This is a genomic window from Curtobacterium herbarum, from assembly GCF_016907335.1.
Lineage (GTDB): Bacteria > Actinomycetota > Actinomycetes > Actinomycetales > Microbacteriaceae > Curtobacterium > Curtobacterium herbarum.
Window position 1 is genome coordinate 478,224 of record NZ_JAFBBT010000001.1, and the last position, 17,101, is coordinate 495,324.

17 protein-coding genes and 1 tRNA gene are annotated in these 17,101 nt (G+C 70.7%); 11 read left to right on the forward strand and 7 right to left on the reverse strand.

What is annotated here, in order from left to right; all coding sequences use genetic code 11:
* The first annotated feature begins 53 nt into the window (after positions 1-53).
* Entirely contained in the window at positions 54-1,085 is a 1,032-nt protein-coding gene (locus JOD51_RS02375; RefSeq protein WP_204606878.1) for an aldo/keto reductase, read from the forward strand.
* A gap of 269 nt (positions 1,086-1,354) precedes the next feature.
* A complete protein-coding gene (locus tag JOD51_RS02380; protein WP_204606879.1) occupies positions 1,355-2,797 on the forward strand; it encodes an ArnT family glycosyltransferase in 1,443 nt (480 codons plus the stop codon).
* Between the two features lie 13 nt (positions 2,798-2,810).
* Here the strand turns inward: JOD51_RS02380 and JOD51_RS02385 are convergent.
* Positions 2,811-2,883: transfer RNA gene (locus JOD51_RS02385), tRNA-Thr, on the reverse strand.
* A gap of 72 nt (positions 2,884-2,955) precedes the next feature.
* The gene (gene msrB / locus JOD51_RS02390) at positions 2,956-3,357 is read right to left on the reverse strand and encodes a peptide-methionine (R)-S-oxide reductase MsrB (protein WP_204606880.1); all 402 of its coding nucleotides are present in this window, start codon (positions 3,355-3,357) and stop codon (positions 2,956-2,958) included.
* 73 nt (positions 3,358-3,430) lie between these two features.
* On the opposite strand from msrB, the gene JOD51_RS02395 reads away from it, so the two are divergent.
* From JOD51_RS02395 to JOD51_RS02425, 7 genes are all read left to right on the forward strand, one after another.
* Entirely contained in the window at positions 3,431-3,907 is a 477-nt protein-coding gene (locus JOD51_RS02395) for a GNAT family N-acetyltransferase (protein ID WP_204606881.1), read from the forward strand.
* A complete protein-coding gene (locus JOD51_RS02400) occupies positions 3,907-4,923 on the forward strand; it encodes a DUF2332 family protein (protein WP_204606882.1) in 1,017 nt (338 codons plus the stop codon). Before JOD51_RS02395 ends, JOD51_RS02400 begins: the two co-directional genes overlap by 1 nt.
* Positions 4,924-5,019: 96 nt before the next feature.
* Entirely contained in the window at positions 5,020-5,319 is a 300-nt protein-coding gene (locus tag JOD51_RS02405; protein WP_258366198.1) for a DUF3263 domain-containing protein, read from the forward strand.
* The gene (locus JOD51_RS02410; protein WP_204606883.1) at positions 5,316-5,915 is read left to right on the forward strand and encodes a LytR C-terminal domain-containing protein; all 600 of its coding nucleotides are present in this window, start codon (positions 5,316-5,318) and stop codon (positions 5,913-5,915) included. Before JOD51_RS02405 ends, JOD51_RS02410 begins: the two co-directional genes overlap by 4 nt.
* 253 nt (positions 5,916-6,168) lie before the next feature.
* On the forward strand, positions 6,169-6,372 hold the full coding sequence (locus JOD51_RS02415; RefSeq protein WP_056120541.1) for a cold-shock protein: 204 nt from the start codon (positions 6,169-6,171) through the stop codon (positions 6,370-6,372).
* 236 nt (positions 6,373-6,608) lie between these two features.
* A complete protein-coding gene (gene groL, locus JOD51_RS02420; RefSeq protein ID WP_111073788.1) occupies positions 6,609-8,231 on the forward strand; it encodes a chaperonin GroEL in 1,623 nt (540 codons plus the stop codon).
* A gap of 360 nt (positions 8,232-8,591) precedes the next feature.
* A complete protein-coding gene (locus JOD51_RS02425; protein ID WP_204606884.1) occupies positions 8,592-9,443 on the forward strand; it encodes a putative endonuclease domain-containing protein in 852 nt (283 codons plus the stop codon).
* Between the two features lie 207 nt (positions 9,444-9,650).
* Here the strand turns inward: JOD51_RS02425 and JOD51_RS02430 are convergent, their stop codons facing one another.
* The 5 genes from JOD51_RS02430 to JOD51_RS02450 form a co-directional block, all read right to left on the reverse strand.
* Positions 9,651-11,348, reverse strand: a complete 1,698-nt coding sequence (locus JOD51_RS02430) for a sensor histidine kinase (RefSeq protein WP_239539749.1) — start codon at positions 11,346-11,348, stop codon at positions 9,651-9,653.
* Between the two features lie 80 nt (positions 11,349-11,428).
* A complete protein-coding gene (locus JOD51_RS02435; RefSeq protein ID WP_110824090.1) occupies positions 11,429-12,124 on the reverse strand; it encodes a response regulator transcription factor in 696 nt (231 codons plus the stop codon).
* 63 nt (positions 12,125-12,187) lie between these two features.
* Positions 12,188-13,885, reverse strand: coding sequence for a DNA repair helicase XPB (locus JOD51_RS02440; protein WP_204606886.1), 1,698 nt, complete (start codon positions 13,883-13,885; stop codon positions 12,188-12,190).
* Positions 13,886-13,943: 58 nt separating this feature from the next.
* On the reverse strand, positions 13,944-15,719 hold the full coding sequence (locus tag JOD51_RS02445) for a helicase-associated domain-containing protein (protein WP_204606887.1): 1,776 nt from the start codon (positions 15,717-15,719) through the stop codon (positions 13,944-13,946).
* 28 nt (positions 15,720-15,747) lie between these two features.
* A complete protein-coding gene (locus JOD51_RS02450) occupies positions 15,748-16,050 on the reverse strand; it encodes a multidrug ABC transporter ATPase (protein WP_204606888.1) in 303 nt (100 codons plus the stop codon).
* Positions 16,051-16,103: 53 nt separating this feature from the next.
* On the opposite strand from JOD51_RS02450, the gene JOD51_RS02455 reads away from it, so the two are divergent.
* Positions 16,104-16,481 (forward strand): cold-shock protein, encoded by a 378-nt coding sequence (locus JOD51_RS02455; RefSeq protein WP_110905101.1) that lies wholly within the window; start codon positions 16,104-16,106, stop codon positions 16,479-16,481.
* A 2-nt stretch (positions 16,482-16,483) separates the two neighbouring features.
* Entirely contained in the window at positions 16,484-17,050 is a 567-nt protein-coding gene (locus JOD51_RS02460) for a DUF3027 domain-containing protein (protein WP_204606889.1), read from the forward strand.
* Positions 17,051-17,101: the final 51 nt, after the last annotated feature.

Consider the following 17,101-nt stretch of genomic DNA (forward strand, 5'->3'; position numbering starts at 1 on the left):
GGGTACTCGTGGGCCCTCCCGCCGCGGAGGACGCGCGGCGTAGCCTCCGCGCCATGGACTACAGACTCCTCGGCAACAGCGGGACAGTGGTGTCTTCGCTGACCCTCGGCACCATGACGTTCGGCAGCGAAGCCGACGAACCCACCTCCCACGCCATCATCGAAGCCTTCGTGGCCGGCGGCGGCACCTTCATCGACACCGCCGACGTGTACTCGGCGAACGAGTCCGAGCGGATCATCGGCCGCTGGCTCCAGGCCCACCCGACCGAGGCCCAGCAGGTCGTCCTCGCCACCAAGGGCCGCTTCCCGCAGGGCGACGGACCGAACGACCTCGGGCTGTCGCGCCGGCACCTCCGCGTCGCGCTCGACGCCTCGCTCGAGCGGCTCGGCGTCGACCACATCGACCTCTACCAGATGCACGCGTGGGACGCCCTGACCCCGATCGAGGAGACCCTGCGCTTCCTCGACGACGCCGTCTCGGCCGGCAAGATCGGCTCGTACGGGTTCTCGAACTACCTCGGCTACCAGGTGACCAAGGCCGTGTACGAGGCGAAGGCGCACGGCTGGGCACCGCCCGTCACCCTGCAGCCGCAGTACAACCTGCTCGTCCGTGACATCGAGCACGAGGTCGTGCCCGCCTGCCTCGACGCCGGCATCGGCCTGCTGCCGTGGTCGCCGCTCGCCGGAGGCTGGCTGTCCGGCAAGTACCAGCGCGACGAGGCCCCGACCGGCTCGACCCGTCTCGGCGAGGACCCGACGCGCGGCATGGAGGCGTGGGAGGCCCGCAACGCGGACGAGCGCACCTGGCAGGTGCTCGACGCGGTGTCGAGCGTCGCCGAGGAACACGGGGCCTCGCGCTCCCAGGTGTCCCTCGCCTGGTTGCTCGCCCGCCCGGCCGTGACGAGCGTCATCCTCGGTGCCCGGACCGTCGAGCAGCTGCAGGACAACCTCGGCGCCGCGGACCTGATGCTCGCGGACGCCGAACTCACCGCGCTCACCGACGCCAGCGCACCGCGGGTCGACGACTACCCGTACGGCACCGCCGGGGTGGCACAGCGCGAGCGGAAGACCACCGGCGGTCGCTGAACCACCGCGACGCACCGGTGGCGCCGGATGATGCGGGAAACCGCTGATGTTGTCCGGGGGCGTGGACCCGGCAGTCGTGCCGGTGTCAGGATCGGTGCACGGCCGGCTGGTTACCGAGCCGAGCGCCCCGGAGCACCCCTGATCCGTGTTCCTGCGCCGGAGCCCCGAGCCCCCCCGCTCGGGGCTCCGCCCTCTCCGGGCAGCGCGGTGTCGCGCCGAGCCCGGCCGCGTGGCTCCGTCCTGTTCAGCCGTTGCGTAGGATCTCGCAGGTGCCGAGTCGCCGTGCCCCTGGGATGCTCGACCGCGCGGGGGTCAGGATCACCGCGTTGGTCCTGCTCGCCGTCGCTGCCGCCTACCAGTGCTTCTGGCGCATCGGCTCCGCCAACATCGGCGGTGACGAGGCGACGTACGTCAAGGCGGGACTCGCGTACGTGCACGGGCAGTTCGACCAGAACCGCGAGCACCCGCCGACCGCGAAGTACCTGTTCGGGCTCGCGCAGCTGATCGGCGGACCAGGAGCCCTGGCGCCCCGCGTGCTCGTCGCGTCGCTCGTGGTGCTCGGCGCCGCGGTCATGTTCGTCTGGCTCCGGGCCGAGGTCGGCTTCTGGTCGGGCTTCGCCGCCGCCACGCTCTGGACGCTGACACCCCGCGGTGGAGCGGGTGAGCGGCTCGACCGAGTCGCACTGCTCGATCCCGTGATGGTCTTCTTCGCGATCACCGCCCTGTTCGCCATCTGGATGTGGATCCGCACCGATCGCTGGTGGTGGGTCCCGCTGTCCGCGGTCCTGATGGCGGCCTCGGTGACGTCGAAGGTCTCCACGCTCGTGCTGTTGCCGGTGTTCGTGCTCGCCCCGGTCCTCTTCGGGCGCTGGCGTGCACTGCTCGTCGCGGCGGTGGTGTGGGGAGCGACGTTCGTCGTCGCCGTCGTGGCGCTGTACGCCCCGATGGGGATGCGCTCGGCCGTGCTGTACATGCTGACGTTCCAGGAGGGGCAGAACGAGAGCGGTCACCTCGTCTCGCTCGCCGGCCACACGTACCAGTTCGCTCCCTGGTGGGCGAACTGGTGGTTCCTGCTCCACGGCGTCGGCACCCCCGTCGTCGTGGTGCTCGCCGTCGGGGTGCTGCTGGCGTTCGTCGTCCGACCGGACCGGTTCGTGGTGTTCCTGGTCGCGCCGCTGCTGCTGCTCGTGGTGTTCTACTCGGTCGTGGCCGAGATCGCACTGCCGACCTACTACGCCGCCTGGATGCCGTTCATCGTGCTGCTCGCGGCCGTCGGCATCGGGCGTCTCGTGCAGCTCCGACCCTGGTGGCTGACGAGCGCCGTCGCGGTGGTCCTCGTCGGGGTGGCCGTGCTCGGCAGCCTGTCCACGGCGTCGACGATCTGGGAGTCACGGGCGACCGGCGTCGCCCGGCTGCTGCCGCTGCTCCGCCACGAGGGTGTCCGGCAGGGGAAGGTGTACTTCGGTGCGATCACGCCGAGCGACTACGACCAGTACGTCGGCGACCGCGGTGTCCGCGACGTCGTCGACGCGCCGTTCGTCGCCATCGTCGTCGGGCACGACCGGCGGTTCCCGCTGCCGGCAGAGGTGCAGGAGCTGCTCGCGCACGAACGGGCGTCGTTCGACCGGGTCAAGCTCGACGGCGTCGTGGCGTGGATCCCCGACGGCGAGATCGTCCGGACGCAGGACGGCGGCCTGACGGTCCGGCGCTGACGATGGTGCAGAGGGCCGGCAGCGGGACTTGAACCCGCAACCCCCGTATTACAAGTACGGTGCGCTACCAATTGCGCCATGCCGGCTGACCCGACCATCGTACCGGCCGGGACACGACGACGGCGCCCGGGCCGCAGCCCGAGCGCCGTCAGCGACCCCTACTTCTCGGCCGAGAAGTTGAGCGAGATCGAGTTCATGCAGTAGCGGTCGCCCGTGGGCGTCCCGAAGCCGTCCGGGAACACGTGGCCGAGGTGGCCGCCGCAGTTCGCGCAGCGGACCTCGGTGCGGGCCATGCCGAGGGACTTGTCCTCGATGAGCTGAACCGCCGCCGGGTCGACCGACTCGTAGAACGACGGCCAGCCGCAGCCGGAGTCGAACTTCGTACCGCTCTTGAACAGCTCCGCGCCGCACGCCGCACACGTGTAGACGCCGGCGCGCTCCTCGTCGAGGAGTTCACCGGTCCACGGGCGCTCCGTGCCGGCCTGGCGGAGCACGGCGTACTGGTCCGGCGAGAGTTCCTCGCGCCACTGGGCGTCGGACTTGTCGACGTTGTATGCCATGTGCGTACCTCCTGGTTCCGACCGGGACGGGTGTCGACCGGTCATCGTGCGTCGCTGGACTAAACTCCGCGGGATGTCCGGTCATTCCGTCCACCGTGCCCGCTGGGAACACCTGACGACCGACGAACTGTACGACATCGTCCGGCTGCGGAACCGGGTGTTCGCCCTCGAACAGCGCGTCACGGCCGAGGACTACGACGGCCGTGACCGGGACCCCGACACCGAGCACTGGTGGTCCGGCGACGCCGACACCCCCGCCGTCGGCTACCTCCGCCTGGTCCGGCCGGCCGCCGACGAACCACACCCCGCCGACAGCGCCGCGCCGACCCGGGTCATCGGCCGGGTCGCCACGCACCCGGACCACCGCGGACAGGGCGTCGCCGGCCGACTCGTGGCCGCCGTGCTCGCCGAACACGGACACGAGGCGTTCGTCCTGCACGCCCAGCAGTACGTCGCCGCGCTCTACGAACGCCACGGCTTCGTCCGCTTCGGCGCCCCCTACGACGAGGCCGGCATCACCCACGTCGGCATGTACCGCCCGGCGTCCTGATGGACACCCGCCAGCGCTACCGCACCTACGCCGACCGGATCGCGCCCGTCTCACCCGCCTACGCGGCCTGGGCCCGCTCCGTCGACGACGACCTGGTCGCGCTCCTCGACGAGCTCCCCGCCACCCAGCGGCAGCCCGAGCTCCTGTTCGCGGTCGCCCGACGACTCGGCGCCGACCCGACGGACGTCGCGTCGCTCCGCACCCTCGGACGGGAGGCCCGCCCCGCCCTGGTCGCGGCCCTCACCACCGCCACGGTGCAGGCCAACGACCCGCGCCGGCTCGCCCCCGTCGTGCCGGTGCTCGCGGCACTCTCCGCCGCGTCGGACCGGCCGATCGGGCTGCTCGACGTCGGTGCGGCCGCCGGGCTCTGCTCGATCCCGGACCGGGTGACGCTCGACCACCGGCAGCCCGACGGTCCGGCCGGGGCACCGGGGTCGCTCGTCCGGGTGCACACCGCGGTCGCGGGTCCCGCCGTGCACCTGGTCGCCGACGTCACCGGGACGCCTCCGGAGCCGGCAGCGTCCCCGATCCGGATCGGCGCGCGGGTGGCCCTCGACCCCGAGCCGATCGATCCCGCGGCACCGGGAGCGCTCGAGCGCCTAGTCGAGGCCGTCCCACCCGAGGCGACGGACCGGACCGCCCTGATGGCGGAGGCGTTGCGGGCGACGCTGGTGGCGCCTCCCGTCCGGATCCGCGGCCGCGTGCCGGAGGACCTGGACCGGGCCCTCGACGCGCTGCCCGACGACTGCGAGCCGGTCGTGCTGACCACCGGCACCCTGGTCTACGTGCCGGGTGCCGGACGGCAGCGATTGGTCGACCGCCTGCGCGAGCGGCGTGTCCGGTGGGTGGCGCTCGAGCGCACCGGGATCCTCGCCGGGGTCGCCGCGACGCTGCCGGCGGACGTCGAGGCCGCCGATCCGGACGCGTTCGCGACGCTGTCCCTCGACGGCCGGGCGCTCGCCGTGTCCGACGCGTTCGGCACCCGGGTCCGGTGGTTCGGCCGCGCGCTGGGCTGAGCGGGTTCCGCGACAGTCCAGCGCCGTGTCAGGGTCGACCTGCCGAGCGCCCCTACGATGTGCGAGACCTGCAACCCGCCCGCGATCGGAACCAGTGTGACCGCCCTCCCCACCGACGAGCTCACCGAGCTCGCCAAGCACGTGCTCGCGTTCGAGCACGAGCGGGCACGGCACGACCGGACGAAGGAAGCGGAGATCCGCGTCGAGTTCGACATGTCGCCGACGCGGTACTACCAGGTGCTGAACCGGGTGATCGACTCGCCGGCGGCCCTGGCGTACGACCCGCAGCTGGTGACCCGGCTGCAGCGTCTCCGCCGGGCCCGGACCAGTGCCCGTGCCGCCCGCAGTTTCGTCGCGCCCCCGGCCGACCACGAAGGACGTGAAGAGGAACGATGACGAGATTCCCGCGAGACCGGTTCGACGACGTCACCGACGGCCCACGCGTCGGCGCGCACCGCGGTGCCGCCCGTCGGGGTGGCGGGTGGGTCGTGTTCGCCTGGGCAGCACTCGCGACGGGTGTCCTGGTCGGCGCCGGTGTGCTCGTGCTCGCGCTCGCCAACGGCAGCGTGCAGTTCACCGAGGGCAGCGGTGGGGCCTCGTCGGCACCGTCCTCCTCGGCGAGCTCGACCCCGACCAGCGGTGCGTCGGCCGGTTCGGAGCCGTCGGACCAGGCCTCCACCGCGGCACCGGCGGCGGGTGGGTCCCCGACCGACCAGGGGTCGACCACCCTCGTCGTGCTGAACGGGACCTCGACGACGGGGCTCGCCGCGAACGCCTCGTCGAAGCTCACCGGCGCCGGGTGGAAGGTGACGTCCACGGGCGACGCCGGTACCACCGGGTCGACGCAGACCATCGTCTACTACCAGCAGGCGTCACAGGCAGCGGTCGCCCAGGGCATCGCGAAGTCGCTCGGGACCTCCGCGGTGCAGCAGTCGTCGGCCTTCCCGAACGCCGACGTCTCGGTCGTCCTCGGCGCTGACTTCACCGGCTGAGCCCGCTGTTCCGGGGTCCTGTGTTTCCGGCAGGTTGCGGATCGTGGCTCGCCGCGTGAAATAGGTGTCACACCCCTTGCCGAAATCGTGACACTCGGTCAGAGTCACCAGTGGTCACCCCGTGATCGCGACATGTCCTCACTTCAGAGGCGGTGCCGCGTGATCGGGAGAGGCGACACGGCCTCGGACCCGACGGATGCCATTTGCGATGGCGCCGTCGTTCGCACCAGCAGTACCGCAGGGAGCAAGGAACATGGCCAACGGAACCGTGAAGTGGTTCAACGCCGAGAAGGGCTTCGGCTTCATCACCGTGGATGGAGGGGGCCAGGACGTGTTCGTGCACTACTCGGCCATCGACATGAACGGCTACAAGGTCCTCGAGGAGGGCCAGGCGGTGACGTTCGACGTCGGGACCGGGTCGAAGGGCCCGCAGGCCGAGTCGGTCCGCCCCGCCTGAGTCGCAGAACCGCTCACGAACGCGTCGTCCCTCCGGGGGCGACGCGTTCGTCGTGTCGGCGCAGCCGTCGTGTCCGGCGGGGCGCTCGGATCGTGGGCCGACCTGGGGAAGCGGGGCGAGCCTCCCGACTGTGTTGCACTCTCGGGTGGCGAGTGCCAGAATCGGGCTTGGCACTCGGTCACACTGAGTGCCAGAACGACCCCGATGACGACGTCCGGGAGGGACGAAGAACTCACATGGCAAAGATCATTGCTTTCAACGAAGAGGCCCGACGCGGCCTCGAGCGCGGCCTCAACCAGCTGGCCGACGCCGTGAAGGTGACGCTCGGCCCGCGCGGCCGCAACGTCGTCCTCGAGAAGAAGTGGGGCGCCCCCACGATCACGAACGACGGTGTCTCCATCGCCAAGGAGATCGAGCTCGACGACCCGTACGAGAAGATCGGTGCGGAGCTCGTCAAGGAGGTCGCCAAGAAGACCGACGACGTCGCCGGTGACGGCACGACCACCGCAACGGTGCTCGCCCAGGCGCTCGTCCGTGAAGGCCTGCGCAACGTCGCAGCCGGCGCCGACCCCATCTCCCTGAAGCGCGGCATCGAGAAGGCCGTCGCGGCCGTCTCCGAGCAGCTGCTCGCCGACGCCAAGGAGATCGAGACCAAGGACCAGATCGCCGCCACCGCGTCGATCTCGGCCGCTGACCCGACCATCGGCGCGCTCATCGCCGAGGCCATCGACAAGGTCGGCAAGGAAGGTGTCGTCACCGTCGAGGAGTCGAACACCTTCGGCACCGAGCTCGAGCTGACCGAGGGCATGCGCTTCGACAAGGGCTACCTGTCGCAGTACTTCGTGACCGATCCCGAGCGTCAGGAAGCCGTCTTCGAAGACGCGTACGTCCTGATCGTCAACTCGAAGATCTCGAACATCAAGGACCTCCTGCCGGTCGTCGACAAGGTGATCCAGGCGGGCAAGCAGCTCCTGATCATCGCCGAGGACGTCGACGGCGAGGCCCTGGCCACGCTCGTCGTGAACAAGATCCGCGGCATCTTCAAGTCCGTCGCCGTCAAGGCCCCGGGCTTCGGCGACCGTCGCAAGGCCATGCTGCAGGACATCGCGATCCTCACCGGTGGCCAGGTCATCTCGGAAGAGGTCGGCCTCAAGCTCGAGAACGCGACGCTCGACCTCCTCGGTCGTGCCCGCAAGGTCGTCATCACCAAGGACGAGACGACCATCGTCGAGGGTGCCGGCGACGCTGAGCAGATCGCCGGCCGCGTCCGTCAGATCCGCTCCGAGATCGAGGCGACCGACTCCGACTACGACCGCGAGAAGCTCCAGGAGCGCCTCGCGAAGCTCGCCGGTGGCGTCGCCGTCATCAAGGCGGGTGCCGCGACCGAGGTCGAGCTCAAGGAGCGCAAGCACCGCATCGAGGACGCCGTCCGCAACGCGAAGGCTGCCGTCGAAGAGGGCATCGTCGCCGGTGGTGGCGTCGCCCTCATCCAGGCCGGCAAGGTCGCGCTCGACGGTCTCTCGCTCGAGGGCGACGAGGCGACCGGCGCGAACATCGTCCGCGTCGCCATCGACGCACCGCTCAAGCAGATCGCGCTCAACGCCGGTCTCGAGCCGGGTGTCGTCGCTGCTCGGGTCCGCGAGCTCGAGTCCGGTTGGGGCCTCAACGCCGCGACCGGTGAGTACGTCGACCTGATCGCCGCGGGCATCATCGACCCCGCCAAGGTCACGCGCTCGGCGCTGCAGAACGCCGCGTCGATCGCCGGTCTGTTCCTCACGACCGAGGCCGTCGTGGCCGACAAGCCGGAGAAGAACCCGGCCATGCCGGCCGGCGACCCCACAGGTGGCATGGACTTCTAGTCCGGACCTGCTCGGCACGGGCCCTCGTACGCTTCGCGTGCGGGGGCCCTTCCGCGTGCGCGGGCCGGGCCGGCGGGCGGGCTGGTGCTCGGCGGCCCGCCGACCGGTCACGACTCCCCGCTCACCTCCGCCGAGCGGTCAGGAAACGTCGTTCTCCACCCGCCAGAGCGACGCTTCGTGACCGGTCGGCGACGTGCGCTCGGGCGCGTACGGGGCTGGCTCGTCCCGCACTGGAGGCGCGGCAACCGTCGTTCTCCACAGATGCGTCAACGACTGCGCGCGCCCCACACGCGTGTCCGAAGCTCGGGGATGCGCACACCACGACCCCTTCCCGATCCGTGGCACGAACGACCGTTCCGGGTGCGGGACGCCGTCGACGCCGGCATCACCGCCGAGCGACTGCGTCGACGGGACCTCGACATCCCAGTCCACGGCGTCCGCGACCGAGCCGGACGACGAGGTTTCTCGGAGTTCGTCGCCGCCGTCGCGCTCGTCATGGCTCCCGACCAGTTCTTCAGCCACACCACTGCGGCCCGGCTCTGGGGTGCACCACTCCCGCGGGCCGCGCAGGACGGCGAGGTGCACGTCTCGACGATCGGGGATGGCGTCCGTATGCGACGGCCCGGCGTGGTCAGCCACCGGATCGCCGAACCGGTCCTGGTCGAACTCGACGGCCGGAGACTGTCGAGTCCAGCGGACACGTGGTTCCAGTGCGCGGGACTGCTCGGGGTCGGAGCCCTCGTGGCGGTGGGGGACCACGTCGTCGGGAGGAGCCAGCTCGCGACCATCGACGATCTGCGGGCGGCCGTCGTGCCGGGTGCTCGACATGTCGTCAGGGCTCGTGCCGCGCTCGAACTCGTCCGGGTGGGCTCCGAATCGGCGATGGAGACCTGGTGGCGGTTGGCGGTCGTCGAGGCGGGGTTCGACGAGCCGGAGCTGAACGTCGACGTCCACGACGACGCGGGGCGGTTCCTCGGCCGCGTCGACATGGCGTGGCCGGACCACCGGATCGCGCTCGAGTACGACGGCGACCACCATCGTGAGCGCGACGTCTTCCGACACGACCAGCAGCGAGACAACGGTTTCGCCGTGAACGACTGGCTCGTGGTGCACGCCACCGCGGCCGATCGTGCCCGGCCGACGGTCCTCTTCCAGCGCCTCCGTCAGGCCTTCGCCCGTCGACTGGTCACAGGTCGTCGGATGGCGGTGTGACGGAGCCGGTGCGGGCCTCCCGTCACGAGTAGCGGGAGGGCTGCGACGCGCCGTCAGCTCTTCGCCGAGTGGTCACGGACTGTCGCTCTCGCCGACGGAGAACGACGTTCTCCGACCGCTCGGCGGAAGTGAGCGGGGAGTCGTGACCGCTCGGCGGGCGGGGCGGGCGGGCGGCCGGAGGGTGGGGGAGAGGCGGGAGGCCCCGCGTCAGGAGAGTGTCGGGCTGGTGGGGGCGCCCTCGCGCGGCAGGAGCGGCAGCCACACCCGGAAGGTGGCGCCACCGCCCGGGGTGTCGAACACCTCGACGGACCCGTGGTGCGCGTGCACGATGCCGGACACGATCGCGAGCCCCAGGCCCGACCCACCGGTGTCCCGCGCGCGGGACGTGTCGGCACGCCAGAAGCGCTGGAAGATCTTCTCGCGCAGCTGGGGTGGGATGCCCTCGCCGTGGTCGATGACGTCGATGTGTGCCATCTCGCGCTCGTCGTCCACGCCGATGCCGATCTCGATCGGGTCGTCGTGCTCGGTGAACCGCATGGCGTTGCCCATCAGGTTCGTGACGATCTGCCGGACCTTGTTCTCCTCTGCCAGGACGATCGGCGGCCGCTTCGGCAGCACGATCGTCGGCAGCGGGGTGGTCTCGTCCGTCGGGTTCTTCGTGTCGAGGCTCATCGCCCGGGTGCGCCGAGCCCGGAGGCGCGCGAGGGTCTGACGCGAGAACGCGATCGGCCCCGTGGTGTTGAGCGGCGGCGAAGCAGGGGCGGACGGGCTCCCGGCGGCCTCGACCGCGGCACCGAAGGAGCTCATCGGCCGGACGGCCTGCGGGACGTTCTCGCCGGTGAGCGAGTCCTCGACCAGGACCTGGATCTCGCGGTCCGGGTTGGAGGCCATCGTGTCGAGCGCCGAGTCCCGGGCGATGGTGACGAGGTCGACCGGGCCGAGTTCGAGCGGCTTCGACTCGTCGATGCGGGCGAGCTGCAGCAGGTCCTGCACCAGGAGACCCATGCGCTTGGCTTCCTTCTCGATGCGGTCCATCGCCTGCGCGACGTCCTCTTCCTTGCGGAGCGCACCCATCCGGTAGAGCTCGGCGTACCCGCGGAGGGACACCAGCGGCGTCCGGAGCTCGTGCGAGGCGTCCCCGACGAAGCGGCGCATCTGGTCGATCGTGCGCTCGCGGTCCTCGAACGCGTCGTCGATCCGCTCGAGCATGGCGTTGAGCGAGCGGTTGAGCCGGCCGACCTCGGTGTTCGGGGTGTCCGCGTCGAGGCGCTGGTTGAAGTCCCCGGCAGCGAAGCGGGCAGCGGTGTCCTCGACGTTCCGCAGCGGGTCGAACGTGGCGGTGACGAGGAGGCGCGTGAGCATCGCGCCGAGCAGGATCACCGAGATGCCGAACAGCAGGAAGATGACGGTGAACTGCGCGATGGTCTGGTCGGTGCCGGCGCTGGAGACCGCGACGAGCACGTAGCCGGTCTCAGTGGCCCCGGTGGAGAGGTTCTGCAGGTTCGCGGGGATGACCTGGGCACGCCACTCGTGGTTGTGCTGCTTGTCGTACAGGCTGAAGGGCGCCGAGGTGGAGGCCGCCGACGAGAAGCGCACGCGGGAGACGTCCGGCTGCGACGGCGACTGCGTGTCGCAGATCTGCTTGCCGCGACCGTCGTACGCGGCGACGTAGGAGCTCTTCTCGAGCACCATCGACAGCTTGCAGTACTGCTCGCCGTCGCTGACGTTCTGGCCCTCGAGCTGCGAGCTGGTGGTCGTCACCTGGGTGTCGAGCTGCCGCATCAGGTACGTGCTCAGCACCGTCATCGTGCCGAGACCGGCGACGAGCAGGCCGAGCGCGACCAGGAGGACGGTGATCCCGGTGATCTTGGTGCGGAGGGAGATCGCGTCCCACCAGTGACTCATTCGCGCGTGCATGCTTCCCCCACACTAAGCGGCGGCCGCCGGGGGGAACCCGACGACCGCCGACAGTCAGCTGTGACTGCTCAGGAGGCCTTGGTCGCCTTGAGCATGTAGCCGAAGCCACGCTTGGTCTGGATGATCGGTTCGGCCGAGTACTGGTCGAGCTTCCGACGGAGGTAGGAGATGTAGGACTCGACGATGCCGGCGTCGCCGTTGAAGTCGTACTCCCACACGTGGTCGAGGATCTGCGCCTTCGAGAGCACGCGGTTCGGGTTGAGCATGAGGTAGCGGAGCAGCTTGAACTCGGTGGGGGAGAGCTCGATCTGCGCGTCGCCGATGGTGACCTCGTGCGTGTCCTGGTCCATCGTGAGTTCGCCGGCGCGGATGATCGCGTCTTCTTCGTCGTTCATCGTGCGGCGGAGGATCGCCTTGATGCGGGCGACGATCTCGTCGAGGGAGAACGGCTTCGTCACGTAGTCGTCGCCGCCGACCGTGAGGCCGGTGATCTTGTCCTCGGTGTCGTCCTTCGCCGTGAGGAAGAGGATCGGCGAGGTGTAGCCCGAGGAACGGAGGCGCTTGGTCACGCCGAACCCGTTCATGTCGGGGAGCATGACGTCGAGGATGATGAGGTCCGGCTCCTCTTCGAGCACAGCGGAGATCGCCTGTGCCCCGTTCCCGACCGCCCGCACCGCGAAACCAGCGAAGCGAAGCGAGGTCGTGAGGAGATCGCGGATGTTCGGCTCGTCGTCGACGATGAGGATCTTGGGTCCGTCGGTCATGTGACCATCATCTGGCTGTTCCCTGGCTACTTCCTGGGAGCCGTTCGTGTGTCGGCTCGGGACCTAGGCGACGGGAGCGGCCAACTGGTCGGCGTCGAGGATCGTGTACGAGTACCCCTGCTCCGCCAGGAAGCGCTGCCGGTTCTGCGCGAAGTCCTGGTCCACCGTGTCGCGGGTGACGAGCGTGTAGAACGACGCCGGGACCCCGTCCTTGTTCGGACGCAGCAGACGCCCGAGCCGCTGGGCTTCTTCCTGGCGGGACCCGAACGAGCCGGACACCTGGATCGCCACGGTCGCGTCGGGCAGGTCGACCGAGAAGTTCGCGACCTTCGACACGACGAGCACGTCGATGGTGCCCTCGCGGAACGCCTGGTACAGCCGTTCCCGCTCGTCGACCGGTGTCGCGCCGGTGATCTCGGCGGCGTCGAGGGACGCGGCGAGTTCGTCGAGCTGGTCGATGTACTGCCCGATCACCAGGATCTGCTCGCCGCGGTGCTTCTCGATGAGGTCGCGGACCACCGGGGTCTTCGCCGGCGAGGTGGCCGCGAGTCGGTAGCGCTCGTCGTCGCTGGACGCCGCGTACTCCAGGCGGTCCTCGTGCGACAGGTCGATCCGGACCTCGTAGCACTCGGCGGGGGAGATGTAGCCCTGCGCCTCGATCTCCTTCCACGGGGCGTCGTAGCGCTTCGGCCCGATCAGGGAGAAGACGTCGCCTTCGCGCCCGTCCTCCCGCACCAGGGTCGCGGTCAGGCCCAGGCGGCGACGGGCCTGGAGGTCCGCCGTCAGTTTGAAGACCGGTGCCGGCAGCAGGTGCACCTCGTCGTAGACCACGAGGCCCCAGTCGAGCGCGTCGAGGAGTGACAGGTGCGTGTACACGCCCTTCCGACGGGCGGTGAGGATCTGGTACGTCGCGATCGTGACGGGCCGGATCTCCTTGACGCTGCCGGAGTACTCGCCGATCTCCGCCTCGGTCAGGGTCGTGCGGCGGAGGAGCTCGGTCCGCCACTGCCGCGCCGAGACGGTGTTCGTGACGAGGATGAGCGTGGTCGCCTTGACGGTCGCCATCGCCCCGGCACCCACGAGCGTCTTGCCGGCGCCACAGGGCAGCACGACGACGCCGGAGCCCTGCTGGAAGAAGCTGTCGACCGCTTCGTGCTGGTACGGCCGCAGGTCCCAGTCTGAGGTGTCGAGGTCGATCTGGTGCGGCTGCCCGGGCGTGTACCCGGCGAGGTCCTCGGCCGGCCACCCGATCTTCACGAGCTCTTGCTTCACCTGGCCGCGGGCCCACGCCTGCAGCTCGACGGCGTGCTCCGAGCGTCGTTCGCCGAGCAGCGGCTGGATGCGCTTGGACCGCACGACCTCGGCGAGGACCGCCGGGTCGGACGCGGTCAGCACGAGCGCGGGCTGCTGCTCGAGTTCCTCGCCCGGGGAGTTCGCGATGACGGGTGCGTCCTCGCGCTCCTCACGCCGGATGACGAGCCGCCCGTACCGCGAGACGGTGTCCTCGATGTCCACGGTCACGCTCTGCGGCACCGGGAACTTCGCGAACCGTTCGAGCGTGTCGATCATCGACGCCGCGTCGTGTCCGGCGGCACGCGCGTTCCACAGCCCGAGCCGCGTGATGCGGTAGGTGTGCACGTGTTCCGGGGCACGTTCGAGCTCGGCGAACACCGCCAGCGCGTGTCGGGCGTCCTCTGCCTGAGGGTGCGCGACCTCGAGCAGCACGGTGCGGTCACTCTGCACGATCAGCGGTCCGTTCATGACGGATCAGCCTAGGCGGCGCAGCCGGTGCGTGACCCGGTTGTCCACAGCACGACCGTCAGGCGTCGCTCTCGATGCCGACGACGAGCGACAGCGGCAACGTCCGTTCGACGTCGACCGCGGTGTCCTTGCCGCGGACACGTCCGGCGGCGACCGAGGTCGGCACGATCGAGAACGGCCGCTCCGATCCGTCCGGCATCCGCACGGTGACGCGGATCGGGGTCCGTCCGCGCACCGCCATGTCGATCTGCCGCGCCAGCCACTCCTGCTCCGGTTCCGCGTCGCCGCGTTCCGTCGTCAGGCGCAGGCGCTCCACGAGCGCCCGTGCCGCCTGCTCCGGTGACCGGCTCGGCGCGCGTCGACGGACGGGAGGCCCGGATCGCGTCTCCGGGCGCGCCCCCGCTGCGAGCACGGCCGGGTACCGCTGGTCCTCGAGCGCGCTCGCCACGACGTGCGGCGGGTACTTCGTCACGAGGGTGGTCAGGTCGGGCCGCTCCCACGCCAGCTGCCGGAGCTCGGCATCGACCCCGATGAGGTCGAGCTGCTCGGGTGTGCCGTGCAGCATCGAGCCGAGGTCGCCCTCGCCGCGGTCCACCACGACGCTGCCGTCACGGGTCGCCACCTGGTCGATCAGGTAGGTGAGGGGTTGCGGGACCTCGGTCGCGCCGATCCGGGTGAACAGCGCCACCACGTCGTCGCGGGTCCGGCCGTCGCGGAGTGCACGGCGGATCGAGTCCTCGGACACCCGGTACCGCGCGGCGAGGCCAGGCGCCTCGAGGTCGGCGACGGCCCGCAGGTCGTCGTCGTCAGCGGGTGCGAGGGGGCCCGGGGCGATGACGGTGAGGTCCGGCTGCAGGTACACGCCGTCGACCGTGCGCGGCAGGTCCGCGGTGGCTGCCGAGCGAGCGGCGTCCGGGTCGTCCCCGAGCAGGACCCGACCGGTGGTGGTCAGGCGTCCGTCGACCGCGAGCCCCAGGACCCGCGCCGTGCCCGACGCGTCGAGGAGTGCGGCGTCGAGCCAGCGCGAACCGGCCGGGTAGGCCCAACGGCCGAGCGACACCAGGTCGCCGAGGTCGTCGTCGGCCAGGTCGAGCACCTCGGCCACCGCGGGGTCCAGGGCGGCGCGCCAGTCGTGCACGACCGTGGCCCAGCGCTCCGGCCACGAGGCGCGCAGCCAGGTGTGGCCGGCGTCCGAGACCTTCCACGAGCCGTCTTCGGGATGTGCCGCCCCGACGCGGTCGAGCAGTGCGAGGCGGTCCGGCACCACGGCGGCGTCGGAACCCGTGCGCTCGCCGAGCTGTCGGGCGAGGGGCGCACCGATGCCACCCTTCGCCAGTTCGCGGACGGCACCGGCATCGGCGGCGCGGAGGAGCTCGGCCAACACCGTGAGTGTCTCGAAGGCGTGCTCGGCGCCGGCGGCGCGAGAGCGGTCGTCATCGGCGACCGACTGACGGTCGGAGGTGTCGGGGCGGGCGGGGGTCGGGCCTCCCGGAGCGTCCGTGACGAGTTCCGGGCGTGCGGCGAGTCGTGCGGCGACCGCGTCGTCCACGGCGCCCGAGGCGTCGGCGAGGCCGAGCGTCACGGCCGGGGCGAGGTCGTCCGGCGAGCCGCCGTCACGGAGCGCGACGAGGGCGCGGCGGGGGAGCCGCTCGATCGCGGCGTCCACCGCGTCGTCGGCGCGGAGTGCCTCGGCCAGGTCGAAGAAGTCCGCGATGTGCTGCGGACCGGACTCGCCGAGGGCGGCGGTCGGGAGTGCTCGGGCCAGAACGAGTCGTTCCAGCGCGTCGTCGGGGAGCTCGCGCAGTCGTGCGGCGAGGTCCGTCGTGGTCGTCATCGTCCTGCGCCGGCGTCCGGGGCGGACGTCAACGCACCTCTGCGCGGTGCTGCCGGGCCTTGCGCGTCCAGGTGATGACCAGGAGCGTCAGCATGAGCACGAAGGCGATCGGCGGACCGAAGTAGACGACCCCGAGCGCGACGGGCCAGATGCCGTCGCCGGGGATGTGCTTCATCGTCAACCACCCGATGATCATGACGACGAAGCACGCCAGGATGAGGCAGACGATCCCCCCGACCATGAACGCGAGCGTGCGTTCGGTACGATTGAACGTCGCCGGGGGTTCCGCAGTCGTGCGGGGGTCCCCGGTGGATCGGGTCGGCTTGGCCATCGGCCCAGGATATCCGACGCACCACGGCCGTCCATGTATCGAGGAGTCCCAGCATGCCCACCGGCAAGGTCAAGTTCTACGACGACCAGAAGGGCTTCGGCTTCATCTCCGGAGACGACGGCGACCAGGTCTTCCTGCACGCCTCCTCCCTGCCCGACGGTGTGACCACGGTGAAGGCCGGCACCAAGCTCGAGTACGGGGTCGTGCAGGGCAAGAAGGGGACCCAGGCGTTGACCGTCCGGATCCTCGAGGCCCCGCAGTCCCTCGCCAAGATGACCCGGCGCTCCGCCGACGACATGGCCGTGATCGTCGAGGACCTCGTGAAGGAACTCGACCGGATCAGCGGCGACCTGAAGCGCGGCCGCTACCCGAAGAACGGTGAGCGGATCGCCACCATCCTGCGACACGTCGCCGACCAGTTGGACGCGTGAACATGACCACTGACCTGACCGAGCTCGCCCGCGGCGCACTGCTCGAGATCACCCCCGAAGCGACCGTCGGCAGCGCCGTCGGCACCGTGGACGAGGGCGACGGCGTCGTCTCCGTCCTCTTCGCCAACCGCATGCCCGGGTACCCGGGGTGGCGCTGGACCGTCAGCATCGCCCAGGTCGAGGGCGACGAGCCCACCGTGCTGGAGGTCGAGCTGATGCCCGGCGACGGGTCGCTGCTCGCACCGGAGTGGGTGCCGTGGTCCGAGCGCCTGGCGGACTACCGCGCGGCGCAGGACGACGAGGGCGACGAGGAGTCGGACGACGAGGACGACGAGGACGACGACTTCGACGACGACCAGTCGGACGACGAGGACGACGACGAAGACGACGAGTCGGATGACGAGGATGACGACGACGAGTCGGAGGACGACGACGAGGACGACGTCCCGCCGCCGCCCGCCCGGAGCCGTCGTCGGACCCGCCGCGTCCGCCCGGTCGACCCCGACGACGACCTGGACCTCGACCAGCTCGACGTCGGCGAGGTCGACCCCGGCTTCCACCGTTCCTGACCCCGCCGATCGCGCTGGCTCCGCAGAACGCAACGGGGGCGGCATCTCGCA

Coding starts and splice junctions, on each gene's coding strand:
- JOD51_RS02375 (WP_204606878.1), top strand. CDS start 54: ATGGACTACAGACTCCTCGGCAACAGCGGGACAGTGGTGTCTTCGCTG.
- msrB (WP_204606880.1), bottom strand. CDS start 3,357: ATGGCATACAACGTCGACAAGTCCGACGCCCAGTGGCGCGAGGAACTC.
- JOD51_RS02395 (WP_204606881.1), top strand. CDS start 3,431: ATGTCCGGTCATTCCGTCCACCGTGCCCGCTGGGAACACCTGACGACC.
- JOD51_RS02400 (WP_204606882.1), top strand. CDS start 3,907: ATGGACACCCGCCAGCGCTACCGCACCTACGCCGACCGGATCGCGCCC.
- JOD51_RS02410 (WP_204606883.1), top strand. CDS start 5,316: ATGACGAGATTCCCGCGAGACCGGTTCGACGACGTCACCGACGGCCCA.
- JOD51_RS02415 (WP_056120541.1), top strand. CDS start 6,169: ATGGCCAACGGAACCGTGAAGTGGTTCAACGCCGAGAAGGGCTTCGGC.
- groL (WP_111073788.1), top strand. CDS start 6,609: ATGGCAAAGATCATTGCTTTCAACGAAGAGGCCCGACGCGGCCTCGAG.
- JOD51_RS02430 (WP_239539749.1), bottom strand. CDS start 11,348: ATGAGTCACTGGTGGGACGCGATCTCCCTCCGCACCAAGATCACCGGG.
- JOD51_RS02435 (WP_110824090.1), bottom strand. CDS start 12,124: ATGACCGACGGACCCAAGATCCTCATCGTCGACGACGAGCCGAACATC.
- JOD51_RS02440 (WP_204606886.1), bottom strand. CDS start 13,885: ATGAACGGACCGCTGATCGTGCAGAGTGACCGCACCGTGCTGCTCGAG.
- JOD51_RS02445 (WP_204606887.1), bottom strand. CDS start 15,719: ATGACGACCACGACGGACCTCGCCGCACGACTGCGCGAGCTCCCCGAC.
- JOD51_RS02450 (WP_204606888.1), bottom strand. CDS start 16,050: ATGGCCAAGCCGACCCGATCCACCGGGGACCCCCGCACGACTGCGGAA.
- JOD51_RS02455 (WP_110905101.1), top strand. CDS start 16,104: ATGCCCACCGGCAAGGTCAAGTTCTACGACGACCAGAAGGGCTTCGGC.
- JOD51_RS02460 (WP_204606889.1), top strand. CDS start 16,484: ATGACCACTGACCTGACCGAGCTCGCCCGCGGCGCACTGCTCGAGATC.